19 protein-coding genes, 1 tRNA gene and 1 pseudogene are annotated in these 26,697 nt (G+C 61.1%); 16 read left to right on the top strand and 5 right to left on the bottom strand.

From position 1 onward, the window contains the following. Positions 1-2: 2 nt before the first annotated feature. The 5 genes from truB (at position 3) to AB4N33_RS18055 (ending at position 4,286) form a co-directional block, all read left to right on the top strand. Positions 3-920 carry a tRNA pseudouridine(55) synthase TruB gene (gene truB / locus AB4N33_RS18075; RefSeq protein ID WP_460118231.1) on the top strand — a complete coding sequence of 306 codons (918 nt, stop codon included), beginning with the start codon at positions 3-5 and terminating at the stop codon, positions 918-920. A 142-nt stretch (positions 921-1,062) separates the two neighbouring features. After that, positions 1,063-1,332 carry a 30S ribosomal protein S15 gene (gene rpsO, locus AB4N33_RS18070; RefSeq protein ID WP_460118228.1) on the top strand — a complete coding sequence of 90 codons (270 nt, stop codon included), beginning with the start codon at positions 1,063-1,065 and terminating at the stop codon, positions 1,330-1,332. 196 nt (positions 1,333-1,528) lie between these two features. After that, positions 1,529-3,634: a polyribonucleotide nucleotidyltransferase gene (pnp, locus tag AB4N33_RS18065; RefSeq protein WP_368556984.1), complete on the top strand. Its 2,106-nt coding sequence runs from the start codon at positions 1,529-1,531 to the stop codon at positions 3,632-3,634. A 140-nt stretch (positions 3,635-3,774) separates the two neighbouring features. Next, a tRNA-Thr gene (locus AB4N33_RS18060) sits at positions 3,775-3,850 on the top strand. 130 nt (positions 3,851-3,980) lie between these two features. Beyond that, positions 3,981-4,286: a DUF6388 family protein gene (locus AB4N33_RS18055; protein ID WP_460118226.1), complete on the top strand. Its 306-nt coding sequence runs from the start codon at positions 3,981-3,983 to the stop codon at positions 4,284-4,286. A gap of 74 nt (positions 4,287-4,360) precedes the next feature. Here AB4N33_RS18055 and nadC read toward each other — a convergent pair whose 3' ends face one another. Continuing rightward, positions 4,361-5,209 carry a carboxylating nicotinate-nucleotide diphosphorylase gene (gene nadC / locus AB4N33_RS18050; RefSeq protein WP_460118224.1) on the bottom strand — a complete coding sequence of 283 codons (849 nt, stop codon included), beginning with the start codon at positions 5,207-5,209 and terminating at the stop codon, positions 4,361-4,363. Positions 5,210-5,457: 248 nt separating this feature from the next. Here nadC and AB4N33_RS18045 point away from each other — a divergent pair, with 248 nt between their 5' ends. From AB4N33_RS18045 to AB4N33_RS18020, 6 genes and pseudogenes are all read left to right on the top strand, one after another. Continuing rightward, a complete protein-coding gene (locus AB4N33_RS18045) occupies positions 5,458-7,626 on the top strand; it encodes a DUF1631 domain-containing protein (protein ID WP_476457910.1) in 2,169 nt (722 codons plus the stop codon). Positions 7,627-7,690: 64 nt separating this feature from the next. After that, positions 7,691-8,251, top strand: a complete 561-nt coding sequence (gene ampD, locus AB4N33_RS18040) for a 1,6-anhydro-N-acetylmuramyl-L-alanine amidase AmpD (protein ID WP_460118220.1) — start codon at positions 7,691-7,693, stop codon at positions 8,249-8,251. Next, the gene (ampE, locus tag AB4N33_RS18035; protein WP_476457909.1) at positions 8,248-9,084 is read left to right on the top strand and encodes a regulatory signaling modulator protein AmpE; all 837 of its coding nucleotides are present in this window, start codon (positions 8,248-8,250) and stop codon (positions 9,082-9,084) included. The genes ampD and ampE overlap by 4 nt, the downstream gene beginning before the upstream one ends. Positions 9,085-9,294: 210 nt before the next feature. Further along, positions 9,295-10,386, top strand: a pseudogene (locus tag AB4N33_RS18030) (methyl-accepting chemotaxis protein); the annotation flags it as partial. Beyond that, positions 10,363-11,292: a methyl-accepting chemotaxis protein gene (locus AB4N33_RS18025; protein WP_460126819.1), complete on the top strand. Its 930-nt coding sequence runs from the start codon at positions 10,363-10,365 to the stop codon at positions 11,290-11,292. The pseudogene AB4N33_RS18030 and the gene AB4N33_RS18025, both read left to right, overlap by 24 nt. 205 nt (positions 11,293-11,497) lie before the next feature. Next, positions 11,498-11,887: a hypothetical protein gene (locus AB4N33_RS18020; protein ID WP_460118216.1), complete on the top strand. Its 390-nt coding sequence runs from the start codon at positions 11,498-11,500 to the stop codon at positions 11,885-11,887. On the opposite strand, the gene AB4N33_RS18015 is transcribed toward AB4N33_RS18020, so the two are convergent. Together AB4N33_RS18015 and cra are read right to left on the bottom strand one after the other, a co-directional pair. Further along, the gene (locus AB4N33_RS18015; RefSeq protein ID WP_476457908.1) at positions 11,888-12,664 is read right to left on the bottom strand and encodes a TatD family hydrolase; all 777 of its coding nucleotides are present in this window, start codon (positions 12,662-12,664) and stop codon (positions 11,888-11,890) included. A gap of 3 nt (positions 12,665-12,667) precedes the next feature. Continuing rightward, a complete protein-coding gene (gene cra, locus AB4N33_RS18010; RefSeq protein WP_460118212.1) occupies positions 12,668-13,663 on the bottom strand; it encodes a catabolite repressor/activator in 996 nt (331 codons plus the stop codon). Between the two features lie 288 nt (positions 13,664-13,951). Between cra and ptsP the strand changes: the two genes are divergently transcribed. From ptsP to AB4N33_RS17995, 3 genes are read left to right on the top strand one after another with little or no spacing between them, the layout of a single operon-like run. Next, positions 13,952-16,807 (top strand): phosphoenolpyruvate--protein phosphotransferase, encoded by a 2,856-nt coding sequence (gene ptsP, locus AB4N33_RS18005; RefSeq protein WP_476457907.1) that lies wholly within the window; start codon positions 13,952-13,954, stop codon positions 16,805-16,807. Beyond that, positions 16,807-17,748, top strand: coding sequence for a 1-phosphofructokinase (gene pfkB / locus AB4N33_RS18000; protein ID WP_476457906.1), 942 nt, complete (start codon positions 16,807-16,809; stop codon positions 17,746-17,748). Before ptsP ends, pfkB begins: the two co-directional genes overlap by 1 nt. An 11-nt stretch (positions 17,749-17,759) precedes the next feature. Next, on the top strand, positions 17,760-19,499 hold the full coding sequence (locus AB4N33_RS17995) for a PTS fructose-like transporter subunit IIB (RefSeq protein WP_476457905.1): 1,740 nt from the start codon (positions 17,760-17,762) through the stop codon (positions 19,497-19,499). A 330-nt stretch (positions 19,500-19,829) separates the two neighbouring features. Here the strand turns inward: AB4N33_RS17995 and AB4N33_RS17990 are convergent, their stop codons facing one another. Beyond that, entirely contained in the window at positions 19,830-22,355 is a 2,526-nt protein-coding gene (locus tag AB4N33_RS17990) for a PepSY domain-containing protein (RefSeq protein ID WP_476457904.1), read from the bottom strand. 276 nt (positions 22,356-22,631) lie between these two features. Continuing rightward, positions 22,632-24,950 carry a TonB-dependent receptor gene (locus tag AB4N33_RS17985; protein ID WP_476457903.1) on the bottom strand — a complete coding sequence of 773 codons (2,319 nt, stop codon included), beginning with the start codon at positions 24,948-24,950 and terminating at the stop codon, positions 22,632-22,634. 207 nt (positions 24,951-25,157) lie between these two features. Here AB4N33_RS17985 and AB4N33_RS17980 point away from each other — a divergent pair, with 207 nt between their 5' ends. After that, entirely contained in the window at positions 25,158-25,838 is a 681-nt protein-coding gene (locus AB4N33_RS17980) for a Fe2+-dependent dioxygenase (protein WP_476457902.1), read from the top strand. Continuing rightward, a complete protein-coding gene (locus AB4N33_RS17975; protein ID WP_476457901.1) occupies positions 25,835-26,674 on the top strand; it encodes a tetratricopeptide repeat protein in 840 nt (279 codons plus the stop codon). Before AB4N33_RS17980 ends, AB4N33_RS17975 begins: the two co-directional genes overlap by 4 nt. Positions 26,675-26,697: the final 23 nt, after the last annotated feature.

Here is a 26,697-nt window from a genome sequence, read left to right as displayed (position 1 = left end):
CGGTGGCTCAGGTCAAACGTATCCGTCGTAACGTCAGCGGCATCATTCTGCTCGACAAGCCCCTGGGCTTTACCTCGAACGCGGCGTTGCAGAAGGTTCGCTGGCTGCTCAATGCCGAGAAGGCCGGGCACACCGGCAGTCTCGACCCGCTGGCCACCGGGGTATTACCGTTGTGCTTCGGCGAGGCCACCAAGTTTTCGCAATACCTGCTCGATTCCGACAAGGGGTACGAAACCCTGGCGCAACTGGGCAAGACCACCACCACGGCGGATGCTGAGGGTGAGGTTTTGCAGGAGCGTCCGGTGACCGTTGGTCGATCCGATGTCGAAGCGGCGCTGCCGAAATTTCGAGGTCAAATCAGTCAGATACCGCCAATGTACTCGGCGCTCAAGCGTGATGGCCAGCCGCTGTACAAGCTCGCACGTGCAGGTGAAGTAGTGGAGCGCGAACCGCGTTCTGTTACTATTGCGCGCTTGGAATTGCTGGCCTTCGAAGGTGATACTGCGCGGCTTGCCGTGGATTGCAGCAAAGGCACCTATATTCGCACCCTGGTGGAGGATATCGGTGAGCAACTCGGTTGTGGCGCTTACGTTGCAGAACTGCGACGTACCCAGGCCGGGCCTTTCACGCTGGCGCAGACGGTGACGCTCGAAGAGCTGGAAGCCGTACATGCCGAAGGCGGCAACGAAGCGGTCGACCGCTTCCTGATGCCATCGGACAGCGGCTTGCTGGATTGGCCGCTGTTGCAGTTCTCCGAAGCGAGCGCGTTCTATTGGCTCAACGGCCAACCGGTTCGCGCCCCGGACGCTCCGAAGTTCGGCATGGTACGGGTACAGGATCACAACGGTCGCTTCATCGGAATCGGTGAAGTGAGCGAAGACGGGCGCATCGCGCCGCGTCGATTGATTCGGTCGGAATGACCGAAACCGGTCTGCGTAACAGCAGGCTGGCGAGGGTGGCTGTTAGCAGGCACGGTTACTTCTCATTTATAGATACAGGGATTTGTCCCTGGCCTGTTGAAGCTGTTTCTCTGAAACAGTTTCCTGATAAAAGGATTGCCTCATGGCTCTCAGCGTTGAAGAAAAAGCTCAAATCGTTACCGACTACCAGCAAGCTGTTGGTGATACTGGTTCTCCAGAAGTGCAAGTTGCACTGCTGACCCACAACATCAACAAACTGCAAGGTCACTTCAAGGCCAACGGTAAAGATCACCACTCCCGTCGTGGTCTGATCCGCATGGTTAACCAGCGTCGTAAGCTGCTGGACTACCTGAAAGGCAAAGACGTGAGCCGTTACAGCGCTCTGATCGGTCGCCTGGGTCTGCGTCGCTAATCAGCGATTGCGCTAGAGGTTGGTTGTCTGTCGTACGTCAGTGGGTTTCCCGCTGGCGTATGGCAGGCTCCCAGCCTCAAGTTTTATCTGGATGCACGTTTTACCCTGGACAGGCGTTGGGCCGATTCCCGACATTGCCCAAGAATTTCGCAAGAAGACAAGTTCCCCCAAGAGCCACAAAAGAAGGTAGGACACCGTGAACCCGGTAATCAAAAAATTCCAGTTCGGTCAGTCGACCGTTACTCTCGAGACTGGCCGTATCGCCCGTCAGGCCTCCGGCGCAGTATTGGTCACCGTTGACGACGACGTCAGCGTATTGGTGACCGTAGTCGGTGCCAAGCAAGCCGATCCAGGCAAGGGCTTCTTCCCTCTGTCCGTTCACTACCAGGAAAAGACTTACGCTGCCGGTAAGATCCCTGGCGGTTTCTTCAAGCGCGAAGGCCGTCCTTCCGAGAAAGAAACCCTGACTTCCCGACTGATCGACCGTCCGATCCGTCCGCTGTTCCCAGAAGGCTTCATGAACGAAGTGCAGGTTGTCTGCACCGTCGTTTCCACCAGCAAGAAGACCGATCCGGACATCGCTGCGATGATCGGTACCTCGGCTGCGCTGGCGATCTCCGGCATTCCTTTCGATGGCCCGATCGGCGCTGCCCGTGTTGCTTTCCATGAAAGCACCGGCTACCTGCTGAACCCGACCTACGAGCAACTGGCTGCCTCCAGCCTGGACATGGTCGTCGCCGGTACCGAAGAAGCCGTACTGATGGTTGAATCGGAAGCCAAAGAACTGACCGAAGACCAGATGCTGGGCGCTGTGCTGTTCGCCCACGACGAATTCCAGTCGGTGATCAAGGCGGTAAAAGAGCTGGCTGCCGAAGCTGCCAAGCCGACCTGGACCTGGGCTCCACAAGCTGAAGCCACCGAACTGCTGGGCGCTATCCGTGCCGAGTTCGGCGAAGCGATCTCCCAGGCTTACACCATCACCGTCAAGGCCGACCGTTACGCTCGTCTTGGCGAGTTGAAGGATCAAGTGGTTGCCAAGCTGTCCGGTGAAGAAGGCCAGCCTTCGTCCAGCGAAGTCAAAGCGGCTTTCGGTGAAATCGAATACCGCACCGTTCGCGAAAACATCGTTAATGGCAAGCCACGTATCGACGGTCGTGACACCCGTACCGTTCGTCCGCTGAACATCGAAGTGGGTGTTCTGCCAAAGACCCACGGTTCGGCGCTGTTCACCCGTGGTGAAACCCAGGCGCTGGTCGTTGCAACCCTGGGCACCGCCCGTGACGCGCAGCTGCTGGACACCCTGGAAGGTGAGAAAAAAGACCCGTTCATGCTGCACTACAACTTCCCTCCGTTCTCGGTAGGCGAGTGTGGCCGCATGGGTGGCGCTGGTCGTCGTGAAATCGGTCACGGCCGTCTGGCTCGTCGTTCGGTTCAGGCCATGCTGCCCGCTGCCGACGTGTTCCCGTACACCATCCGCGTGGTATCGGAAATCACCGAATCCAACGGTTCGAGCTCGATGGCTTCGGTCTGCGGCGCTTCCCTGGCCCTGATGGACGCTGGTGTTCCAATGAAGGCGCCGGTTGCCGGTATCGCCATGGGCCTGGTTAAAGAAGGCGAGAAATTCGCCGTCCTGACCGACATCCTGGGTGACGAAGACCACCTGGGCGACATGGACTTCAAGGTAGCCGGTACCGCCAAAGGCGTCACCGCGCTGCAGATGGACATCAAGATCAAGGGCATCACCGAAGAAATCATGGAGATCGCTCTGGGCCAAGCCCTGGAAGCGCGCCTGAACATCCTCGGCCAGATGAACCAGATCATTGGCCAGTCGCGTACCGAACTGTCGGCCAACGCTCCGACCATGATCGCGATGAAAATCGACACCGACAAAATCCGTGATGTCATCGGTAAAGGCGGCGCGACCATCCGTGCGATCTGCGAAGAGACCAAGGCTTCGATCGACATCGAAGACGATGGCTCGATCAAGATCTTCGGCGAAACCAAGGAAGCGGCTGAAGCGGCTCGTCAGCGCGTCCTGGGTATCACCGCAGAAGCTGAAATTGGTAAGATCTACGTCGGCAAGGTTGAGCGCATCGTCGACTTCGGCGCGTTCGTTAACATCCTGCCGGGCAAGGACGGTCTGGTTCACATCTCCATGCTGAGCGATGCTCGCGTAGAGAAAGTGACCGACATCCTCAAGGAAGGCCAGGAAGTGGAAGTATTGGTACTGGACGTGGACAACCGCGGCCGTATCAAGCTGTCCATCAAAGACGTGGCAGCAGCCAAGGCTTCGGGCGTTTAATCACCCCGCACGCCTGACCGCTCCAACGTTATGAAAAATGCCCCGCAGCGCAAGTTGCGGGGCATTTTTTTTGTGTGCACGAAAACGAAACGAATCGTGAAGTTGCCTGGCCTGAACGTCAGTGCTAGGTTTAGCCCACTGCCCGTGTAGCTCAGTCGGTAGAGCAGCGCACTCGTAACGCGAAGGTCGCAGGTTCGATTCCTGTTTCGGGCACCACCACCCTGTTTGCGATGATCCCCGAATGGTTCTGAAGGCCAGATAAACCGCCGTACATCCGGTTATTTGCGTCAGAGAGATCCTAGATGATCCAGATCCATCTTCCATTCCATCGATCAGCGAGAACGACATGACCGTAACAGCATTGAGCCAGGAAGCCCGGCACGAAGAAGCGCTGAAAAAGTACCTGCTTGAATCCCCGCAATTGGCCGACGAGATCAAGGATCTGCCCGCTGACGATCAGAAAGACCAGATCCAGTGGGCGTTCGAGGATGAAGCCGAAGCCCAGGGCCTGCAACCGTGGGAGCTGACGCTCAAGTACACCTCGAGCCCGGAAGAATTCGAGGCGACGCGCCTGGCCCTGCACAAGGAAGCGGCCGAAGTGTTGGGCGTCGAGTGGGAAGAATACTGCGAGATGAATAATCTCGTCGTTTGACGAGAGCTTCAAGCGGCGAGCCTCAAGCGGCAAGTGACCCTGCCTGGGCTTGCGGCTTGAAGCTAATCGCTGGGTTACAAACTCAAGCGCATCGACAGATCGACTGCTTTCACATCCTTGGTCATTGCACCAATGGAAATGTAATCCACCCCGGTCTGCGCAATCGGCAGCAATGTCGATTCGTTGATTCCGCCGCTGGCCTCCAGCTTCGCCTTGCCGCCATTGAGTCGCACGGCTTCGCGCATGTCATCCAGGTTCAGCTCGTCGAGCATGATGATATCGGCGCCGGCCGCCAGTGCTTCCTTGAGCTCTGCCAGGCTTTCCACCTCGATCTCCACCGGTTTGCCCGGCGCAATCTTGTGCGCAGCGCTGATCGCCTCGGCGATGCCACCGCACGCGGCGATGTGGTTTTCCTTGATCAGGAAAGCGTCGTAGAGGCCGATGCGGTGGTTGTGGCAGCCGCCGCAGGTGACGGCGTACTTTTGCGCCAGGCGTAGCCCTGGCAGGGTTTTGCGCGTGTCGAGCAGCTTTACCTGGGTTTCAGACACGAAATCTGCCAGGTATTGAGCGCGAGTGGCCACGCCGGAGAGCATTTGCAGGAAATTCAGGGCGCTGCGTTCGCCCGTCAACAACGAGCGAGCAGGGCCTTCGAGGTGGAACAGGGCCTGGTTGGGCTGGACCCGTTCGCCGTCTCGCACCTGCCAATGCACCGCAACACGCGGGTCCAGCTGGCGGAACACCGCGTCTACCCAAGCGGTGCCGGCAATGACAGCCGCGTCGCGGGTAATGATGGTGGCTTTGGCCAGGCGTTCAGCCGGGATGAGTTGCGCGGTGATGTCGCCGCTGCCCACATCTTCGAGCAACGCACGGCGTACGTTGGCTTCGATTTCGGCGGTGAGATCGGCGAGACGAAGATTGGGCATAACGGACTCCACAAACAAAGTGGCCCGAGTATAGGGCCTTGGCGCAACGCACCCAAGGCATGTGACGCCCTTGTGTCGCTCCGAAGGCGTCATTTTCTCGGTTTCCGTGAATCATTCGCCGCCATCGATGGTCCATCTGGAGTGCCTGCTTGCGGTCTGTAGAGAGTTTGCTGGCACTGGAGCCCTCTTTTACAAGATAATGCGCCTTGCATTTGGCGCCATGACTTTGACGCCCACAGGAGAGCGGGATGCACAACGATGGGAATGTAGTGCCTTTGCGCAAGGTGACTACCGATTCGGCAACATTGTCGCCGCTCGCCCGTGTGCCCGTGATTCTGCTGCAGGTTCGCGACAAGGCGGTACTCCAGCTCAGGCACGGTATGCAGGCGCTGTTCGATAATGCCGATGATATGTTGTTCGAAATGTCCGACCGTGCGCGTGGGGACGTTGAACAGAACATCTTCTTCCAGGCCATGCGCGACTTGCGACTCAAGCGCAAAAATATCGAACGGGTTTTTCTTGAGCAGGTGCTGGAGGCGTTTGTCAGTCTCACCCGCTACAGCGAAGCGGCGATCGCGGCCCCTGCTGCCCTCGGCGTGGTAACGCCGCTCTCTGGCGATGAACTGGAGCGCAGCCTGGCGGTAGAGGCCATGGTCAACAAGGTGCTGAACCGCGACGGTTTTGCGCTGGACCAGCTGACCGCCAGGCTCAGCACCCTGATCGGCAAGAAATTGGTGACCGCAGACAATCCGTTGGGACCTGCGATGCTTTGCGAGTATTTCATGCAGGCGGCACGCAATCTTGGGTTGGAGATCAAGGTCAAGTTGATCATCCTCAAGCTTTTCGAGCGTTATGTGCTCAACGACGCCGACCAACTCTACGCCGAAGCCAACCAGTTGCTGATCGCCACCGGCATCTTGCCCGATCTCAAGTCCGCTCCGGCGCGGCGCGCGCTCGATCGTGCGCAGGCCAGTGTCCAGGCCGAAATCACCGAAGCCAGTGCGCCGCTCGATCAGGATGTTCAGGAAGTGTTCGCCGCCCTGCAAGAGCTGCTGCTTCACATGCGTGGCCGAATAGCGCCGACCCTGGAGGTCAGTGCGCAGGCTCAGCCGATCTCCACCCGCGACCTGTTGCGTCTGCTCTCGCATCTGCAGCAATACGTGCCGCCGCCTGCGGTGCAGGATGACTTCGACCTTCGCAACCAGCTCGAACAGCTGTTGACCCGGGTCAGCCTCAAAAGCGGCAAGTCGCGAGTGGTGGGTGTCGCCGATGAAGACGTGATCAACCTGATCACGATGTTGTTCGAATGCATCCTCGATGACCGCAACTTGCCGGATTCGCTGAAAGCGCTGATTGGTCGCCTGCAGATTCCGATGCTCAAGGTAGCGGTGCTGGACAAGAGTTTCTTCAGTCGGGGCTGTCACCCGGCTCGGCGCCTGCTCAACGAAATCGCCGCCGCCGCCATGGGCTGGGGCGATTGCGACGATCATCAGCGCGACAGCTTGTACCTGCGTATCGAACAAGTCGTGCAACGCCTGTTGAGCGACTTTGTCGACGATCCGGCGATCTTTTCCGATCTGTTGGCCGAATTCCTGGCTTTCACCAGCGACGAACGCCGCCGCAGCGACCTGTTGGAGCAACGCACCCGCGACGCCGAAGAGGGCCGTGCGAGAGCCGAGTTGGCCGGCCAGCAAGTTGAGCAGGCATTGAACGCGGTGCTGCTGGGTAAAGTGCTACCTAGGCAAGTACTGGCGTTTGTTCAGCAAGCCTGGAGCCAGGTCTTGCTGTTGACGTGCCTCAAGCACGGTGACCAGTCCGAGCAATGGCGAGCCGATGTACAGACCCTGGAGCAATTGGTCTGGAGCGTGCAGCGTCATGACGAGCCCGACAGTGAGCTACGGCTGCTGGAACTGGTGCCCGGGTTGCTCAAGGCGCTGCGCGAGGGGTTGAACCGGTCGGCGTTCGATCCGTTTGCCACGGCCGAGTTTTTCAGTGAGCTGGAAAGCTTGCACGTCCAGGCGTTCGAACAAAAAGCCCCCGAGGCCGAGGCGCCGGTGATGGTGCAGGTGCAGGAGCAAATCCAGTTGCACAACGCCGATGAGGGGCCGGGCGATACAGGTTCGGCGGCGGACGATGAGAGCCTGCTTCAGGTTGATCGGCTGCAGGTGGGGGGCTGGGTAGAGTTTCAGGAAGAAGAGGAAAACACCCTGCGTTGCAAGCTGGCGGCAATCATCGACACCACGGGCAAGTACATTTTCGTGGATCGCACCGGGATGAAGGTGCGCGAGCGCAGCCGTGAAAGCCTGGCACTGGATATACGCCGCCATACCGTGCGAATCCTCGATGACACCTTGCTGTTCGATCGGGCCCTGGAGTCGGTGATCGATAATCTGCAGCGTCTCAATCGCGGCAAGTGATCGCGTGACGGGGGGCTATCGCGGCATACTGGGTGCCAACACAGTCGACGTCGAAGGAAACGGTATGCAGTTGGACCCCGCGAGCGGTTGGTGCCAGGGCGTGAATGTTTGCCCTTCACCCAACTTCAATGCGCGCCCCTCGGGCGAAATCTCCCTGCTGGTGATCCACAACATCAGCTTGCCGCCGGCGCAATTCGCCACCGGCAAGGTGCAGGAATTCTTCCAGAATCGGCTGGATGTCACAGAGCATCCCTACTTTGAGGGGATCGCCGAACTGCGGGTGTCGGCCCACTTCCTGATTGAGCGAGACGGTACTGTCACCCAATTCGTGTCGTGCCTGGAACGCGCCTGGCATGCCGGTGTTTCGTGTTTCGAAGGCCGGGAAACCTGTAACGATTTTTCCGTGGGCATCGAGCTGGAAGGCACCGATGATCTGCCTTTCACCGACGCTCAATACGAGGCATTGACTGCATTGACGTTGCAGTTGCAGGACGCCTTCCCGGCCATCACCACGCAGCGTATCTGCGGGCATAGCGACATTGCTCCCGGGCGCAAGACTGATCCGGGGCCGGCGTTTGACTGGAGTCGTTATCGCGCAGCCCTGGCCAAAGAGGAACAACGATGAGTTTTCTGGTGTTGCTGTTGGCAGTGTGGATCGAGAAATTCTCGGCCCTGCGCCATCAAATTCAGCGTGACGGCGGTTGGGTACGTGAACTGCACAAGCTGGAGGCCAGCCCGCGCCTGGTCAATCACCCGTGGTGGGTGCTGCTGATCCTGGTGTTGTTGCCGGTGGCCCTGCTGGGGCTGTTGCTGGTGGTACTGGACCCGGTCGCCTACGGATTGCTGGCGCTGCCGGTGCATTTGCTGGTGGTGATTTACAGCTTGGGGCGTGGTGATTTGCTGGGTGGTCTCGGGCCGTTTCGCGATGCCTGGCGCCGGGAGGATTTGCAGGCTGCGGCGCATGTGGCCAAGCGCGATCTCGATATTTGCGCCGACAGTGGCGAGCAACTGCTGGAGCGTGTCCAGGGGCACCTGCTGTGGCAGGCCTACCAGAGCTTTTTTGCGGTGATCTTCTGGTATTTCCTCCTGGGGCCGGTGGCAGCGCTGAGTTATCGCCTGTTGGCCCTTGCCGAGGAGCAGGGGCAAAATCCGACGGTGGTTGAGTGTGCGGCGCAGTTGCGGCACGCCTTCGACTGGGTGCCGGTGCGCCTGCTGGCCGCCAGTTTTGCCTTGGTTGGCAATTTTGTCGCAGTGAGCCGGGTCATGCTCCACGAACTGTTGAACTGGAACATCAGCGCCGCTCAACTGATCGAGAAAATCGGACTGGTGGCCGGTGAAATCCCCGCGCCGGTAGCCGGGCCCGATGGCCTCAATAGCCTCGACCGGATCTGGGAGCTGCTACTGCGGGCCGCGGTGCTCTGGTACGCCGGTTTTGCCCTGTGGACGGTCCTTCCCTGAACGCATTCCTGTAGCCGCGGTTCTTCCCTGCGGCTACAGATCCGCGGCTGCCCCCGTTAACTTTAAGTTACAAAACCCCCCGTCGATTTGAGTTATACAACGACAGCACTCAATGGTGGCTATCTGCTGTCGACGTGCGCCGGCCAATAACAATAAAAAATCAACGGGGGACTTCCAGTGAAGAGCTTGCTCTATCCCGCTGTCGCGCTAATGAATCGCTTGAGCTTCGGCATGAAGTTCAGCCTGATCAGCATTCTGTTCCTGGTGCCGATGCTGGTGACCAACTTCTATCTGGTGCGCGATTCGTATCGTGAATTCCAGGGCACGCAAGTGGAGTTGCAGAGCCTCGATCTGCTGGGCAGCAGCCTGACTCTGCGCCGCGACCTGGAAACGCTGAACAACCTGGTGCAGATCAACGTCGTCCTGGGCCAGGCAGGCAAAGCCGGTCATGTCGAATCGAAAATCACCGCACTCGAACAGAATTTGCTGACGCGCCTGCAAGGGCTTACGGCGATGACGACCGATCCGGAACAGATCGCCGTGTTCGATGGTAAACGCGATGAAATGATCAGTGCGTTAAAGGCTCAGCAGACGGAAAATTCGCTGCAGAGCAAAAGTGCGCTGATCGGCAAATTGCTGGGCAATGCCCAGATTTTCAGCCAGATCGTCGCCAGCCAGGCGGGTCTGAGTCGTGACAGCCAGAGCGACATGCGTCAGCTCACCGAGCTCATTACCAACATCACACCGCCGGTCACCCAGATGCTCGGCGATGGGCGCGCCATGGGGTCCTATTCCCTGGGACAGGGCTTTCTCAATTCGTTGTCGAGCACACGCTTCGACGAGTTGCTTGCGCAGATCGAAAAACTGCAAGCCGAATACAGCCTGAAGCTCCAGGACGCATTGGGTTCGAGCAAGGTCGCGCGCGAAACACTGGCGACCCGGGCGGAGGCCAGCAAAGCGTCGCTGAAAAAGGCCAGTGAACTGTTCGAGGAGCAGGTGGTGATGGCCGACACCCTGGATGCGCCATGGCAGGCTTTCTACGACCAGGTCACCGGCTTGATGGACCAGACTTATCAGCTCAATGAAGCCACGCTGAAATTTCTCGATACCCAGTTGCAACAGCGCCTCAGCCAAAACCGCACCCACATGTTGCTGCAGGCCATCGCGCTGTCGGTGGTGTTTGTGCTGATTTTTTACCTCTACGGCGGTTTCTACGCCTCGACCCGCACGACCCTCAAGCGGCTCGGCGCGATGATGGACAAGGTGGCGGCCGGCGATATGACCGTCACCTTCAACGCCAACAGCCGTGATGAGCTGGGCGAGTTGGGTGAGGTGTTCAACGGCACGGTGAAAAAAATCCATGACCTGATCGAGCGCGTTGGCCACACCGTGGCAGAGGTCGAGCGGCAGGCCGGCCAGGTCGAGAATGTCTCGGCCCAGAGCAACCAGGCGGTGGCGGGGCAGCGCACGCAGATCGAGCAGGTGGCGACGGCAATGAACCAGATGTCGGCCACCTCCCAGGAAGTGGCGCGCAGTGCGGCTGCGGCAGTCAGTAGCGCCCACAGCGTCAATGACGAAACCATCAACGGGCGCGGCCTGGTGGAATCACAACAGGGCAGCATCGCTGCGCTGGCCAGCGAGATCGATCAATCGGTGCTGGTGATCAACCAACTGGCCAGTGATAGCCAGTCCATCAGCAGCGTGCTGGAAGTGATCAAAAGCATCGCCGAGCAGACCAATCTGCTGGCGCTCAACGCGGCTATCGAGGCGGCGAGGGCGGGTGAGCAGGGGCGTGGGTTTGCGGTGGTGGCGGACGAGGTCCGGACTTTGGCCAAGCGCACCCAGCAATCGACTGAAGAAATCGAACAGATGATCGCTAAATTGCACAGCGGTGTCGGCGCTGCGGTGAAAGCCATGGGCACCAGCCATCAGATGGCCAACGGCACGGTCGGACAGTCGGAAAAGGTTCAGCAGGCGCTGGAAAACATCCTCGGCGCTGTGGGAATGATCGTTGATCAGAACCAGCAGATCGCTGCGGCCGTGGAGCAACAGACCGCCGTCGCCCACGACATCGACCAGAACATCGTCGAGATCAACCGCGCCGGCGAGCGTACTGCTGAAGGCGCACACCAGACGGAGGACGCCAGCCGGGCGTTGTCGGTCCAGGTCATGGAACTCAAGCAACTGATCAGTGCATTTCGAGTCTGACGCACCCCGAGCCCCCTCTAGTGGGAGTGAGACTGCTCGCTCCCGCAAGAGGAAAAATCGCGCAGATTCCGGTGATTCTCGGGCGCCGTCTGTAATATTTGTTACCTCGGCGGGTAGGTATTATCTGCTTTCTCTCCAGGCTCTGGTTTTTGGTCTTCAATAAAGGATGATCCACAACCCTGACCTACCCTGAGGAGGCTCGGTTATGTCCGTCGTCACTACTGGAATACAGGGCCATTGCGCCCATTGTGGATGCACCCACCCACTCGAAGCCTGGCAGCTCAATGCCATCGCCATCCATGAGGCATTTCCCTGTTCGCACTGCCACAGAACGCTGGAGCTGAACGACCCCAGGCAAATCAAACGCATCAAGTCCCTGGATTCCCTCGCGATGCTGCGTGCCAGTACGTTGGTGATGGTGTGCACCGCTCTGCTGGTGGCGCTGGTGATGGAATGGATCGGATTACTCAGCGTGGTTGAACAGGTCAACTTCTCGCTGGTGGCGATTCTGATTTACTTCGTGGTGGTGCAATACGCCAGGCACCGGCAACACATCACGCTGATTCTGGAAGCCGCGAAGGTGCACGCCGACTGACTACCAGTTGAACAGCTCGCAGGCGTTGGCTGTGCTGGCCGCGGCCAGGCGCTCTGGGCTGATTGCCATGATCTGCGCCAGCGCCGCGCAGATCGCCGGCAGATGCGCAGGGCTGTTGCGCTGGCCGGCAAACATGGCCGGCGCCATGTCGGGTGAATCGGTTTCCAGCACTACCGATTCCAGCGGCAACTGGGCGAGTACCCGATGCATGCGCAGCGCCTGCGGCCAGGTGGCGGCGCCGCCAAGACCCAATTTGAAACCGAGCCTTGTGTACTCGCGCGCTTCTTCGCGGCTGCCGGCAAAGGAGTGGATGATGCCCGCGCGTCGGGGTTTGAAGCGCTTGAGCGTGGCAATCACTGCCGCATGACTGCGTCGTACATGAATCAGCGCCGGCAGGTTGAAGTCGACGGCCAATTGCAATTGGGCCTCGAACAGAATCTGTTGGCGCTCACGATCAAGGGTCTCGATGAAATAATCCAGGCCGATCTCACCGACAGCGCAAAGCTGGCGGTGACTGGCCAGGCGGCCCAGCCAGTCACCCAGTTCGTGCAGATCCTGCGGGCCATGCTGGTCCAGGTACACCGGGTGCAGGCCCAACGCCGCATGCAGGTCCGGGTCGCTTTGCACCAAGTCCCAGACCCGCTGCCAATTGGCTTGATAAACCCCCAGTACCACCATCTGGCGCACGCCCAGAGCGCGGCTTTGGGCGATCAACGCCTGGCGATCAGGGTCGAAGTCCGGAAAGTCCAGATGGGTGTGGGTGTCGATCAGCTCCACGGTTCAATCCTGGCGAATACGCTGCTTGAAGGTTCGCGCAATGGCATGTACGCCCGGCTGGTAATCGGACTGCTCGATGGCGGCCAGGGCTAGTTGCAACGCTTTGTCGGCGATCAATTGATGCTGCTGGGCCATGGCATTGACCGGCAGCGGCAGGAAGTCCAGCAACTGCGTGTCGCCAAAGGTGCCAAGGCGCAGCGGACGGGTTTTGAGCGGGAAGTCATGCAAGGCATCGAACACGCCTTGCAGCAGCACGTAGGAGGTGGTCACCAGCGCATCCGGTAAATGCCCCAGGCGCTGGAGCAGTTCTTCCATCAACTGCTGGCCGCAATCGCGGCTGAACGATTCCCCCTGCTCGATCAGGATTTCGCCTTCGAAACCGGTCAGTGCCTCCTTGAAGCCCGCCGCCCGCTCCTGGCTGATGCTCAGCTCCGGTCGCGCACCGATCAGCGCGATCTGCCGGGGCAATGGGTCGAGCAGGCTGCGGGTCAAATGCAGGCTGGCCTCGCGATCGTCGCTGATCACCGAGCAGAAATCGTCAGATGCCATGACCCGGTCGATGGCGATGATCGGAATACCCTTGGCCTGCAATTGGCGATAACTGTCGTCATCGGACGGCAGGCAACTGGCGACGATCAGCGCATCGCACCGACGGGCGCGGAACAATTGCAGCAATTGGCGCTCGCTCTCGGGCTCATCGTCGGAGCTGGCAATCAGCAACTGATAGCCCCGCGCCCGCGCCCCTTGTTCGAGCAATTTGGCAATGCGCGCATAACTGGGGTTTTCCAGGTCCGGCAGGATGAAACCCAAGGTGCGGGTATGCCGGCTGCGCAGCCCGGCTGCCTGTGGATTGGGGGTAAAGCCGTGGGCCTCGACGACCGCCCGTACACGCTCGACGGTGGCGCTGCTGATACGTTGCTGCTCAGCCTTGCCGTTGATGACATAACTGGCGGTGGTAACGGACACACCGGCCAACTGCGCGATATCACTGAGTTTCAAACCGGGATTTCCTTTTTTTTCGAGCATGCCCGACATTTTTGCCAATCCTACCCGATTCGGGCATGCAGCTTTTGTCGCAACGTATCCGACAGGTTGTGCTTCAACGAGACCGCATAATCGAGTAACGTGCCAAACATACTAGATTAAACGTTTCAGCAAGCGTATTTTCTGCGCATTAGTTGCATTTGGCCGGTTCTGCCGCGAAACCGCCAAAAGTTGCGACCAAGCGCTTAAGCTGACTCATTCAAAACAATACCTGGCGCCCCGAGGTGCCAAAAAGGAGAACGCATGCTCGAGCTCACGATAGAGCAGATTTCCATGGGCCAATCAGCCGTGGACAAGTCTTCGGCGCTGGAGCAACTGGCCGGCCACCTGGTGACCGATGGCCTGGTGGCCGACGGGTATCTCGCCGGTCTGCAGGCACGTGAGGCCCAGGGCTCGACGTTTCTTGGCCAAGGCATTGCCATTCCCCACGGCACCCCGCAAACCCGCGACCAGGTGTTTTCCACCGGCGTACGGTTGATGCAGTTCCCCGAAGGTGTGGATTGGGGCGACGGCCAGATGGTCTACCTGGCCATCGGCATCGCGGCCAAGTCCGACGAACATCTACGCCTCCTGCAATTGTTGACCCGTGCCCTCGGTGAGACCGATCTGGGTCAGGCCCTGCGTCGCGCCACTTCTGCTCAAGCCCTGTTGAAACTGCTGCAAGGCGCGCCACAGGAGCTGGCGCTGGACGCACAGATGATCGGCCTGGGTGTGCCGGCCGAGGACTTCGAGGAACTGGTCTGGCGCGGCGCTCGTCTGTTACGTCAGGCCGATTGCGTCAGCAGCGGGTTTTCTGCGGTGTTGCAGCAAGTCGAAGCGCTGCCCCTGGGCGATGGCCTGTGGTGGCTGCACAGTGAGCAAACGGTCAAGCGACCGGGCCTGGCCTTCGTCACACCGGACAAGCCCCTGCGTTATCTCGGCCAGCCGCTCAACGGTCTGTTCTGCCTGGCCAGTCTGGGCGAAGCACACCAGGCCCTGCTCGAGCGGCTGTGTGCGCTACTGATCGAAGGCCGTGGCCATGAACTGGGCCGCGCCACCAGTTGCCGCAAGGTCCTCGAAGTGCTGGGCGGCGAGTTGCCGGCGGACTGGCCGAGCGCGCGCATTGCCCTGGCCAATGCCCACGGCTTGCACGCGCGTCCGGCGAAGATCCTCGCGCAACTGGCGAAGAGCTTTGACGGCGAAATCCGCGTACGCCTGGTCGACGGGCACGACAGCGCCGTATCGGTGAAGAGCCTGAGCAAGTTGCTCGGCCTCGGCGCCCGTCGCGGTCAGGTGCTGGAATTGATCGCTCAGCCGAACATCGCCGCGGATGCATTGCCTGCACTGTTGGCGGCCATCGAGGAAGGCCTGGGTGAAGAGGTCGAACCGCTGCCGGCTGTGAGCCAGCAGCCTGAGGTCGAGGTTGCCGAAGTGTTGCTCGCTCCGGTGGCCGGTAGCGTGGTCCGGGCCATCCCGGCGGCGCCGGGCATCGCCATTGGCCCGGCACATATCCAGGTGCTGCAAGCCATCGATTATCCGCTGCGGGGTGAGTCCGCCGCTGTTGAGCGCCAGCGGCTGCAACAGGCGTTGGCGCAAGTGCGGCAGGACATCGCCGGCTTGATCGAACGCAGCCAGTCCAAGGCGATTCGCGAGATTTTTGTCACCCACCAGGAAATGCTCGACGACCCTGAATTGACCGACGAGGTCGAGACCCGTCTCAAGCAAGGTGAAAGTGCCGAAGCCGCCTGGATGACCGTGATCGAAGCGGCGGCCAAGCAACAGGAATCGTTGCAGGACGCGCTGCTGGCCGAGCGCGCGGCGGACTTGCGCGACATCGGTCGTCGTGTGCTGGCACAACTGTGCGGCATCCAGACTCCGAGCGAGCCGGATCAGCCATACATTCTGGTGATGGACGAAGTGGGGCCGTCCGACGTGGCGCGCCTGGATCCCGCCCGGGTTGCTGGCATTCTCACTGCCCGGGGCGGCGCCACCGCTCACAGCGCCATTGTCGCTCGCGCACTGGGCATCCCGGCGCTGGTCGGTGCGGGTGCGGCGGTATTGCTGTTGGCGCCGGGCACGCCCCTGCTGCTCGATGGCCAGCGCGGTCGCCTGCACGTGGAGGCCGACGCCGCGACCTTGCAGCGCGCCACACAAGAGCGCGACAGCCGCGAGCAACGCTTGAAGGCGGCCGCTGAACAACGTCATCAACCGGCGCTGACCACCGACGGCCACGCGGTCGAGGTGTTTGCCAATATCGGTGAAAGTGCCGGTGTCAGCAGCGCGGTGGAGCAGGGCGCCGAAGGTGTTGGCCTGTTGCGCACCGAACTGATTTTCATGGCCCACCCGCAGGCACCGGACGAAGCGACCCAGGAAGCTGAATACCGTCGTGTCCTCGATGGCCTGGCCGGTCGCCCATTGGTGGTACGCACCCTCGATGTCGGCGGCGATAAGCCGTTGCCTTACTGGCCGATCGCCAAGGAAGAAAACCCCTTCCTCGGCGTGCGGGGTGTACGCCTGACCCTACAGCGCCCGCAGATCATGGAAGCGCAACTGCGCGCATTGTTGCGTGCCGCCGACAATCGTCCGTTGCGTATCATGTTCCCGATGGTCGGCAGCGTCGAAGAGTGGCGCCAGGCGCGGGACATGACCGAACGGCTGCGCCTGGAAATTCCGGTGGCAGACCTGCAATTGGGGATCATGATCGAAGTACCGTCGGCAGCGCTGCTCGCGCCGGTACTGGCCAGGGAAGTCGACTTCTTCAGCATCGGCACCAACGACCTGACCCAATACACCCTGGCCATCGACCGTGGTCATCCGACTTTGTCGGCCCAGGCTGACGGCTTGCATCCGGCGGTGTTGCAACTGATCGACATCACCGTGCGCGCGGCCCATGCCCATGGCAAATGGGTCGGCGTGTGCGGCGAGCTGGCGGCAGACCCGCTGGCGGTGCCGGTGCTGGTCGGTCTGGGCGTCGATGAACTCAGCGTCTCCGGACGCAGCATTGCTGAGGTTAAAGCGCGCGTGCGCGAACTCAGCCTGAATCAGGCGCAAACCCTCGCCACCCAGGCGCTGGCCGTGGGCAGCGCGAATGAAGTCCGTACACTCGTGGAGGCCCTGTAATGGCCCGGATTCTCACCCTGACCCTCAACCCGGCGCTGGACCTGACGGTGCAGTTGCCACGGCTCGAGGCCGGTCAGGTCAACCGCAGCGACGACATGCACACCCATGCGGCCGGCAAAGGCCTGAACGTGGCGCAGGTGTTGGCTGACCTGGGACATGAACTCACCGTCTGCGGGTTTATTGGGGAAGACAATCTCCAGGCATTCGAAAGCCTGTTCGCCAAACGGGGCTTCGTGGACGCGTTCATCCGTGTGCCCGGCGAAACCCGAAGCAACATCAAGATCGCCGAACGTGATGGTCGCATCACCGATGTCAACGGCCCGGGGCCCAGGGTCAGTGAGACGGCCCAGCAAGCGCTGCTCGATCGTCTTGAACAGATTGCCCCCGGGCATGATGCGGTGGTGGTGGCCGGCAGCTTGCCTCTGGGGGTCACTCCAGAGTGGTTCCAGGGGGTGGTGCTGGGGTTGAAAACGATGGGGTTGAAAGTGGCGCTGGACACCAGTGGCGATGCGTTGCGAGCGGCGCTCAAGGCCGGGCCGTGGTTGATCAAACCCAATACCGAAGAGTTGGCCGAGGTGCTCGGCTGCGAGGTGATCTCGGTGGCCGCCCAGGCGGATGTCGCGACCCGCCTGCACGCCCAGGGCATCGAGCACGTGGTGGTTTCCCACGGTGCCGACGGCGTGAACTGGTTCAGTGTCGGCACGGCACTGCACGCCACGCCGCCCAAGGTCAGCGTCGTCAGCACGGTGGGTGCCGGGGATTCGCTGCTTGCTGGTGTGCTCCACGGTCTGCTCAGTGCCGATACGCCCGAGCAAACCCTGCGCACGGCCACGGCGATTGCCGCGATGGCGGTGACGCAGATCGGTTACGGCATTGGCGATGCGGCGCAGTTGGCGCAGCTCGAACAGGGCGTACGCGTGCGTCCCCTGACAGAACAATAAGAGGGTATGTCATGAAGTTAGCCATTGTTACGGCCTGCCCGAACGGTATGGTCACCAGTGTGCTGTGCGCTCGTCTGCTCGATGCTGCGGCGCAGCGCCAGGGCTGGAGCACCAGCGTCGAAGTGATGGACGCGGCGCATCCCGAGCGACAGTTGTCGGCGGCCACCATCGAGGCGGCCGAGTGGGTGCTGCTGGTGACCAGCGCGCCGGTAGACCTCTCGCGATTCGTCGGCAAACGCGTGTTCCAGAGTACCCCTGCGCAAGCGTTGCAGGATGTCGAGGCGGTGTTGCGACGCGGTGCGCAGGAGGCTCAAGTCTGTGTGGTGCCCGAAGCCGGCAGCGAACCCGCCCCCGTCACCAAGAGCATTCCGCGTTTGGTGGCGATCACCGCTTGCCCGACCGGTGTTGCCCACACTTTCATGGCCGCCGAGGCGTTGCAGAGTGCAGCGAAACGTTTGGGCTATGACTTGCAGATCGAAACCCAGGGCTCGGTCGGCGCTCGCAACCCACTCAGCGCCCAGGCGATTGCCGAGGCCGATGTGGTGTTGCTGGCCTGCGACATTGAAGTGGCCACCGAGCGTTTTGCCGGCAAGAAGATTTATCGCTGTGGCACTGGTATCGCTTTGAAACATGCCGAGTCGACCCTGAACAAGGCACTGGCCGAAGGCGAGCAGGAAAGTGCGGCGGCCGGGGCCAAGGCACCCGCCAAGCAGGAAAAGAGCGGCGTCTACAAGCACCTGCTCACCGGCGTGTCGTTCATGTTGCCGATGGTGGTGGCGGGCGGGCTGATGATTGCGTTGTCGTTTGTGTTCGGCATCACCGCGTTCAAGGAAGAGGGCACGCTGGCTGCTGCGCTGATGCAGATCGGCGGCGAGACCGCGTTCAAGTTGATGGTGCCGTTGCTGGCGGGTTACATCGCCTATTCGATTGCCGACCGTCCAGGCCTGGCGCCGGGGATGATCGGTGGCTTGCTGGCGAGCACGCTGGGTGCCGGGTTTATCGGCGGGATCATTGCCGGTTTCATCGCCGGTTACGCGGCCAAGGCGATCAGTCGTTACGTGGCATTGCCGCAGAGCCTCGAAGCGCTGAAGCCGATCCTGATCATTCCACTGTTCGCCAGCCTGTTCACCGGGCTGGTGATGATCTACGTGGTCGGCAAGCCAGTGGCCGGGATGCTCGCGGCGCTCACGCATTTCCTCGACAGCATGGGCACCACCAACGCGATCCTGCTGGGCGTGTTGCTGGGCGGCATGATGTGCGTCGACCTGGGCGGGCCGATCAACAAGGCGGCGTACGCCTTTTCGGTGGGGCTGCTGGCCTCGCAGAGCTACGCACCGATGGCCGCGACCATGGCTGCCGGCATGGTGCCGCCGATTGGCTTGGGAATTGCCACCTTCCTCGCCCGCCGCAAGTTCGCCCAGACCGAGCGCGAAGCCGGTAAAGCCGCGTTGGTGCTGGGGCTGTGTTTCATCTCCGAAGGCGCAATCCCCTTCGCCGCCAAGGACCCGCTGCGCGTGATCCCGGCCAGCATCGCCGGCGGTGCGCTGACTGGGGCGTTGTCGATGTATTTCGGCTGCAAACTGATGGCGCCACACGGCGGTTTGTTCGTGCTGGCGATCCCCAATGCGATCAACCATGCGCTGCTGTACCTGCTGGCAATAGTCGCGGGAAGCCTGCTGACGGCAGTGGCGTATGCGCTGCTCAAACGCCCGGAAGTGGCGGAGTTGGCGGTGGAACCGGTGAGCGCCTGACAATCCGAATCATGGGCGCAGTTCCTCTGTAGGAGCGGGCTTGTCCGCGATGGCGGAGTGTCAGTCGCCAATGATGCTGTATTTGATGGCCCCTTCGCGGGCAAGCCCGCTCCCACAGTGGTTTTGCGGCGGCAACAATTCACGTGAACGCCGCCGCTCCTGTAGGAGCGGGCTTGCCCGCGATGGCGGAGTGTCAGTCGCCAATGATGCTGTATTTGATGGCCCCTTCGCGGGCAAGCCCGCTCCCACAGTGGTTTTGCGGCGGCAACAATTCATGTGAACGCCGCCGATCCTGTGGGAGCGGGCTTGCCCGCGATGGCGATCGCGCTGTCAGTAGACGTCTCGGCGATACCGCCCCTGTTCGATCAACCGCTCGACCTCGGCAGCGCCGAGCAGGTCGTTGAGCACGTGGTCCACGCCACTGGCCATGCCTTCCAGGCTGCCGCAGATGTAGATCGACGCGCCGTCGGCCAGCCATTTTTTCAGCTCGTCGGCGCGCTGGCGCAACAGGTCCTGCACGTAGACTTTCTCGGATTGATCACGCGAGAAGGCCAGGTCCAGGCGTTCGAGGTCGCCTGAAATCAGCCACTCCTGCAACTCGTCGCGACACAGGAAATCGTGCTCGCGGTTGCGCTCCCCGAACAATAGCCAGTGGCGCTGTTGCCCATCGGCGATCCGCGCCTTGAGCAAACTGCGCAGGCCGGCCAGGCCCGTGCCGTTGCCCAGCAAAATCATCGGTACCGGTTCGGCCGGCAGATGGAAACCGCTGTTACGCCGCACCCGCAGGCTGATGCTGCTGCCCACGGGGGCGTGTTCGGTCAGCCAGCCGGAGCCGATGCCCAGGCTGCCATCGGTGTGCAGTTGCTGGCGTACGATCAGTTCCAGCACGCCGTCGGCGGCAATTGAAGCGATGGAGTATTCGCGCATGGCCAGGGGCACCAGCGCGTCGACCAGCGCCTGGGCGTGCAGGCCAACCAGATGCGCGCGGTTCTCCGGCAGTTGGCGGGTGGCCAGTGCTTGCTCCAGTGGCTGCGACAGGTCATCGAGGTGCACGTTGGCGCGACCGTCGATTCCCAGGCCATCGAGGAAATGCTCGATGGCCCACGGGCAATTGCGCGGCATCACTTCCACCAGGTCACCGGCCAGCCAACTGCTGGTGCTCGGTGCGCTGAGGCCCAGCAGGTACACCGGCGCGCCGCTGCTGTCAGGGTTCATCAGGTCACGGCGCACCAGCGTCCAGTTGTCGTAGCTCGGTGCCTGCCAGGTGTCGACGGGGGCCTGTCCGGTCAGTTGGCTCAGTTGCTGCTGCCAGTGACGCAGGGCGTACGGGTCGCCGCTGTCGACTTCCACCGGGGTGAACAGGCTTTTGCCGCCATGCTCGCCCAGCCAGTTGTGCAGACGACGGGCGAAACCGCAGAAGTGCTGATACTGGCGATCACCGAGGCCCAGTACCGCGTAGTTCAAGCACTCCAGACTCAATGACTGGCCCAGCACTTTGCGTTCGAAACCGCGGGCGCTGTCCGGCGCATCGCCCTCGCCAAAGGTGCTGACCACGAACAGCGCGTTGCTGGAGTCCTGCAAGTCCTGTTCGCTGACGCTGGCCAGCGGCTGGACGTTCACCGGCACCCCGGCCGCCTGCAACTGGCCGGCGGTCTGCCACGCCAGTTGCTCGGCAAACCCGCTCTGGCTGGCGAAACCGATCAGCCACGCCGGAGCGTTGCCGGAGGGCTGTGCCAGGCCCTGGCGTGCGTCCTTGATCTGGCGTTTCTTGCGGCGTCGGTCCAGGTACAGCAACAACCCGGTGACGAAGAACAGCGGCATGGTCAGGGAACTGATCGTCAGGATGATGCGCCCGGTGATGCCGAAGTAACTGCCGGTGTGCAGCGCATAGATACTGGTCAGCAGCTGCCCGCCGAGGCGCTTGTCACTGTAACGGTCGTGGCGCTTGATCACGCCGGTGGCCGGGTCCAGGGTGATCTGGTTCAGGGCGCGGTCATGGGGCGAGTCTTTCAACAGGTAGAACACCGTCGCCGGCTGCCCGGCCACGGGCGGCATGCGTGTGTTGTAGAAGCTCAAACCAGGCCCAGCGGCGCTGTAGATGCTGCTCCACATGGCCGAATAATCGGCGGCAGGCGCCGGGCCGTCGGGTGCTGGACCCCGGTTGCGCACGCGCTCGTTCTGCGGCGAATCGGAGAGCAACTGCGTCAGCCCCTTGCTGTACCACTCGTAGGACCAGAACAACCCGGTCAAGGCTGAGAAAAGGTAAAACACCAGGCACCAGGTGCCCGCGACCGAATGCAGGTCCCAGTTGAAGCTGCGACCTTTTTTCTTCCAGTCGAGGGTCAGCCAGGCGCGCCAGCTTTTCCACTGACGAGGCCAGCGCAGGTACAAGCCGGACAGGCAGAAGAACAACAGGATCAAGGTACAGGCGCCCGTGATCTGCCGGCCGCTTTCACCCATGGCGAGAAAGCGGTGCAGTTGCAGCATCAGGCCGAAGAATTGCTGCCCGCTGGCGTCACCCATCAGTTCGCCGGTGTAAGGGTCGAATATGCGCATGGGGCCGCGACGCTCACCCGGCGGCGGGGTGAAGAAGGCACGGGCGGCGAGGTCGCTGTCGATGTTGACCGAGAGCATCGCGACTTTAAGCCCTGTGGCCGCTTCGACTTTCGCCACCAGCTCGGCGGGCGGCAGTACGCCGGCAACCTGTTTTTGCACCTGCAGCACTGAAGGATTGATGGCGTACAGGATTTCATCCTGAAACGAAACCAGCGCCCCGGTGATGCCCATCAGGGCCAGGACCAGTCCGGCACTGATGCCAAAAAACCAGTGCAACTGGAACAGGGTTTTCTTCAACACGTCGCTCGCCTTGTTCGTTCGAAAGTGATCATCACGGCGCGCATTATGAAGCCGTGGGTTGTCGAGAAACATTGTTTTCACGCAACAAAGCCCTGTTCATCTGGATGAACAGGGCTTGGCTGCTTTTCCCGCATCCTGTAGGGGCGAGCATGCTCCGGGCGGCGTTCCGACGATGGTGGTCAACGATCACGCGGGGGGCCTGACACCCAGCAGCGTTCTCGAGTCCAATCGCGAGCAAGCTCGCTCCTACAGGGGGCAGGGCAGTGTCCGGTTTTTTTAGAAGTGGAAATTGGTACTCAGCAGCGCCGTACGCCCGGCCGCCTGGTTGGCGAAATGGGTCGAGAAGGCCTTGTCGTAGTAGGTTTCGTCGGTCAGGTTCTGCACGTTCAATTGCAGGTCGATGTTCTTGGTCAGCTTGTAGGCGGCCATCGCATCGTAGCGAACGTAAGAATCAACCATGGTGGTGTTGGCGGTACTGCCAAACACGTCGTCGACATAGAAGGCGCCGCCGCCGATGGTCAGCTTCGGCGTCACCTGGTAGGTCGTCCACAGGCTGGCACTGTTCTTCGGCGTGTTCGGCAGTTCATTGCCGTTGTTGGCCTTGTTGGCCGGCAGATCACCGCCGTCAATTTGCTCGCTGTCCATGAAGGCGTAGCCTGCGAAGATTTGCCATTTGTCGGTGAGCTTGCCGCTGGCCGACAGTTCGAAGCCCTGCACGCGGGTCTTGCCGGCATTTTCGTAGGTCGTGGTGTTGACCTGGACGCGGGCGTTTTCCTTCTCGGTGCGGAACACGTCTGCGGTCAGCGACAGACGATCATTGAAGAAGTCCCACTTGGTACCAATCTCGTAGTTCTTGGTGGTTTCCGGCTCCATGTCGCTGCTCAGCAAGTTGCCGCTGCGATCCGGCGTACCGCTCAACGGGTTGCCGTCCTGGCCTTCGCCGAGGGTGGCGCCCGGTGGGGTCGCAGAGGTCGCATAAGAGGCGTAGATGCTGCCATTTGGCGCTGGCTTGTAGACCACGCCGAACTGACCGGTCACGAATTCGCTGACGTCGTCACCTTTGAAGGTGGTCGCGCCGGCGCCGTTGTAGCTCTTGTACTCGGTGTCGAAGTGGTCGTAGCGCAGGCCCATGTTGACCAGCCACTGCTCGGACAATTCCAGGGTGTCGAACACGTACAGCGCGTAGGTGTTGGCCTTGGTGTCGGTGCCAGCGTAGTTGCGCGAGATGGCGCCGTTCCACGGATCGTTCGGGTTCGGATTGGCCAGCGAGGTGCAGTTGAAACCGGTCGAGGCGCCCACAGGGCAGACGGTGGTCCTGCCGCCGTTGGCGGTGAAGCCAGTGGCGGTGGCGACGTTATAGCTGCTCTTCTGCGATTCTTCGTTCGACAGTTCAAGGCCAGTGGAGAAACTGTTCTTGAACCCGGCAATGTAGACGTCACCAAACAGGTCGGTCTGGTTGGTGGTGGTCTCGGTGTTGCTGACGCGGGTGTTGGCGCGGCGCCAGACGGTGCCACGGTTGACGTTGCCCTGGCTGTCATCCGGCTGGGTCAGGATGTAGTCCTGCATGCTGGTGCCGTGACGCAGGGTGTTCTTGATGGTCAGCGCGTCAGTCAGGTCGTGCTCGATGGCGAAGGTCGCGGTGTCGGTACGGCCTTTGCGGAAATCGCGGTCGGCCAGGCCGTAGAAGTTGCTGCTGTCGCCACCGTCATAGGGCTTGTCCGGATTGGCCTTGGTACGCGCTGCCGAACCCGCCGTCGGGATCGAATACGGAATGCCCGAATCCGGCGTGTCATTACTTTCCAGGTGATAGTAATCGAGGTTGACGCGGGTGTCGGTGCCCAAGCCGAACACCAGGGAAGGCGCAACGCCCCAACGGTCGTAGTCGACCTGGTCGCGACCGGCGACGTTGCTCTCGTGGCTCATCAGGTTCAAACGGCCAGCAGCGCTGTCGGTGAACTGGTAGTTGCCATCGAAGGTGTAACGCTGGGTCTGGTCGGAGCCCCAGGTGAAACCGCCATCCAGCGAGTTGCCCAGGTGGGCTTTCTTGCTCACCAGGTTGATCGTGCCGCCAGCCGCACCACGACCCCCAATGGCGGAGTTCGGGCCTTTGCTGACTTCGATGGATTCGACGGCGAAGATCTCACGGCTCTGCGAACCGGTGTCGCGGACGCCGTCCAGGTAGGTGTCGCCCTGGGCGTCGAAGCCGCGGATGAACGGACGGTCGCCCTGTGGGTTGCCACCTTCACCGGCACCAAAGGTGATACCTGGAACGGTGCGCAACGCGTCCTGCATGTTCAGTGCGCCAGTGTCCTTGAGGACTTGTTGCGGGATGACGGTTACCGAGCGCGGCGTGTCGACCAGCGGTGCGGTGTACTTGGGCGAAGAGGCTTTTTCGACGTTGTAACTGGTCGCGTCCTGGGCTTCGCCAGTGATGGATGTGGCATCCAGGGCAATCGCGCCGTTCGACGCTTTTGCGTCGGTCTTCTCGGCAGCGAACGCCATGTGGCCCGCAGAGCCGGCGGTCAGCGCCATGCCGATCGCAGAAGCGAGCAAACGCGGTGAGCTGACAGGTAATTGTGCTTGTTGGCGCGACATCGGAATTTTCCTTCCCCAAGGATTTGAGGCCGCGAAATATAGGGTAGACGCGTCTTTGTATCAATTGCGAAACGTTACTATTTGCATTGAATTTACATTCTTTACAATTTGCCCTTACGGTTTTTGGTGTTTCATTCGTCTGGTGGGTTTTACACTGACAATAAGAATCAATACCATTGCCATCCTTTTGCCTTCAGGACCGTTTCCATGCTGCTGCACATCAAGGGCTTGTTCACCAAAGACGAAGTGCGGCGCATCCGCGAGGCTCTGGAGCAGGCCGATTGGGCTGACGGGAAAATGACTGCCGGCTATCAGTCGGCCAAGGCCAAGCACAATCTGCAACTCCCCGAGGGCCATCCACTCGCCAAGGAAATTGGTGAGGCGATGATCGAGCGCCTGTGGAAAAACCCGCAATTCATGTCCGCGGCGCTGCCGCACAAAGTCTTTCCTCCGTTAGTGAACTGTTACACGGCGGGCGGCAGTTTTGACTTCCATATCGACAACGCCGTGCGCCAGCCCAAGGGCAGCGTCGAGCGCGTGCGCACCGACCTGTCCTCCACGCTGTTCTTCAGCGAGCCCGAGGATTACGACGGCGGGGAGCTGGAAATCCAGGACACCTACGGCGTGCAACGGATCAAGTTGCCGGCCGGCGACATGGTTCTGTATCCCGGCACCAGCCTGCACAAGGTCAATGCCGTCACCCGTGGCGCACGATTCGCGTCGTTCTTCTGGACGCAAAGCCTGGTACGCGAAGACAGCCAGCGAGCGCTCCTGTTCGAAATGGACGGAGCGATCCAGCAACTGACCCAGGACATGCCCGATCACCCTTCGCTGATCCGGCTGACGGGCACCTACCACAACCTGTTGCGCCGTTGGGTCGAGGTATGACGTTCCAGTTGCGCCGCGAAGAAGTGCTCGACGGCGAACGCCTCAGATCGATGCTCGACGAAAGCCCGGCGCGTGCGGCCCAGGCCATTCTGATGGCAGCCCGGGAAGGCGTTGTCGAGGCCCAGGCGCTGCTCGCGCAAATTCTGCTGGATGGGCAGGGTATCGCACAGGATCAGCCACTGGCGTTGCGCTGGTTTGACATCGCCGCCCGCCAGGGGCATCTGATGGCGCGTAACATGCTCGGCCGTTGCCATGAACATGGCTGGGGTTGTACGGCGAATGCAGCGATTGCAGCCGGGCATTATCGCATGGCGGCAGACGCAGGCCTGGATTGGGCGATGTACAACTACGCCAATCTGCTGGCCACCGGACGCGGAGTGCGGGAGGATCAGATGCAGGCCTTGCGGTTCTACCGGCAGGCAGCCGAACTCGGCCATGCGAAGTCGATGAATCTGTTGGGGCGTTATCTGGAAGAAGGGCGGTTTTGCCCGATGGATCTGCCGGCAGCCCGTGAATGGTATCGACGTGCGGCCGAGGGCGGAGACTTTCGTGGGCAGTTCAGTTTTGCCGCAGTGCTCGCCGATGAAGGCAACGTCGATGGCGCTGTGGACTGGCTGCGTCAGGCGTTGGTGGGTGGCAACCTGAATTTTCTGCGCGTCGCTGCACCGGCGCTGGCCAGTGCAACGGATTCACGCATTCGCTCGATGGCCGACAATTATGTCCGCCGCCAAGCCGAACTCGAAGATCCCCCCTGTAGGAGCGAGTTTATCGAGGCGTCGAACCGTCGCGATGGTAGTTCAGCCACCGCGGACATTCAGACTGCCCGCGGTGGCTAAGCCATCATCGCGAGCAAGCTCGC

Source organism: Pseudomonas sp. S1_E05 (genome assembly GCF_056337105.1).
The sequence above is the reverse complement of the archived record's forward strand: the minus strand, read 5'-3'. Positions and strand labels throughout refer to the sequence as shown.

What these genes read in the sequence shown, in the direction of transcription:
- rpsO (WP_460118228.1), top strand. Translation starts at nt 1,063, where the DNA reads ATGGCTCTCAGCGTTGAAGAAAAAGCTCAAATCGTTACCGACTACCAG.
- AB4N33_RS18055 (WP_460118226.1), top strand. Translation starts at nt 3,981, where the DNA reads ATGACCGTAACAGCATTGAGCCAGGAAGCCCGGCACGAAGAAGCGCTG.
- nadC (WP_460118224.1), bottom strand. Translation starts at nt 5,209, where the DNA reads ATGCCCAATCTTCGTCTCGCCGATCTCACCGCCGAAATCGAAGCCAAC.
- AB4N33_RS18045 (WP_476457910.1), top strand. Translation starts at nt 5,458, where the DNA reads ATGCACAACGATGGGAATGTAGTGCCTTTGCGCAAGGTGACTACCGAT.
- ampD (WP_460118220.1), top strand. Translation starts at nt 7,691, where the DNA reads ATGCAGTTGGACCCCGCGAGCGGTTGGTGCCAGGGCGTGAATGTTTGC.
- ampE (WP_476457909.1), top strand. Translation starts at nt 8,248, where the DNA reads ATGAGTTTTCTGGTGTTGCTGTTGGCAGTGTGGATCGAGAAATTCTCG.
- AB4N33_RS18025 (WP_460126819.1), top strand. Translation starts at nt 10,363, where the DNA reads ATGACCGTCACCTTCAACGCCAACAGCCGTGATGAGCTGGGCGAGTTG.
- AB4N33_RS18020 (WP_460118216.1), top strand. Translation starts at nt 11,498, where the DNA reads ATGTCCGTCGTCACTACTGGAATACAGGGCCATTGCGCCCATTGTGGA.
- ptsP (WP_476457907.1), top strand. Translation starts at nt 13,952, where the DNA reads ATGCTCGAGCTCACGATAGAGCAGATTTCCATGGGCCAATCAGCCGTG.
- pfkB (WP_476457906.1), top strand. Translation starts at nt 16,807, where the DNA reads ATGGCCCGGATTCTCACCCTGACCCTCAACCCGGCGCTGGACCTGACG.
- AB4N33_RS17995 (WP_476457905.1), top strand. Translation starts at nt 17,760, where the DNA reads ATGAAGTTAGCCATTGTTACGGCCTGCCCGAACGGTATGGTCACCAGT.
- AB4N33_RS17985 (WP_476457903.1), bottom strand. Translation starts at nt 24,950, where the DNA reads ATGTCGCGCCAACAAGCACAATTACCTGTCAGCTCACCGCGTTTGCTC.
- AB4N33_RS17980 (WP_476457902.1), top strand. Translation starts at nt 25,158, where the DNA reads ATGCTGCTGCACATCAAGGGCTTGTTCACCAAAGACGAAGTGCGGCGC.
- AB4N33_RS17975 (WP_476457901.1), top strand. Translation starts at nt 25,835, where the DNA reads ATGACGTTCCAGTTGCGCCGCGAAGAAGTGCTCGACGGCGAACGCCTC.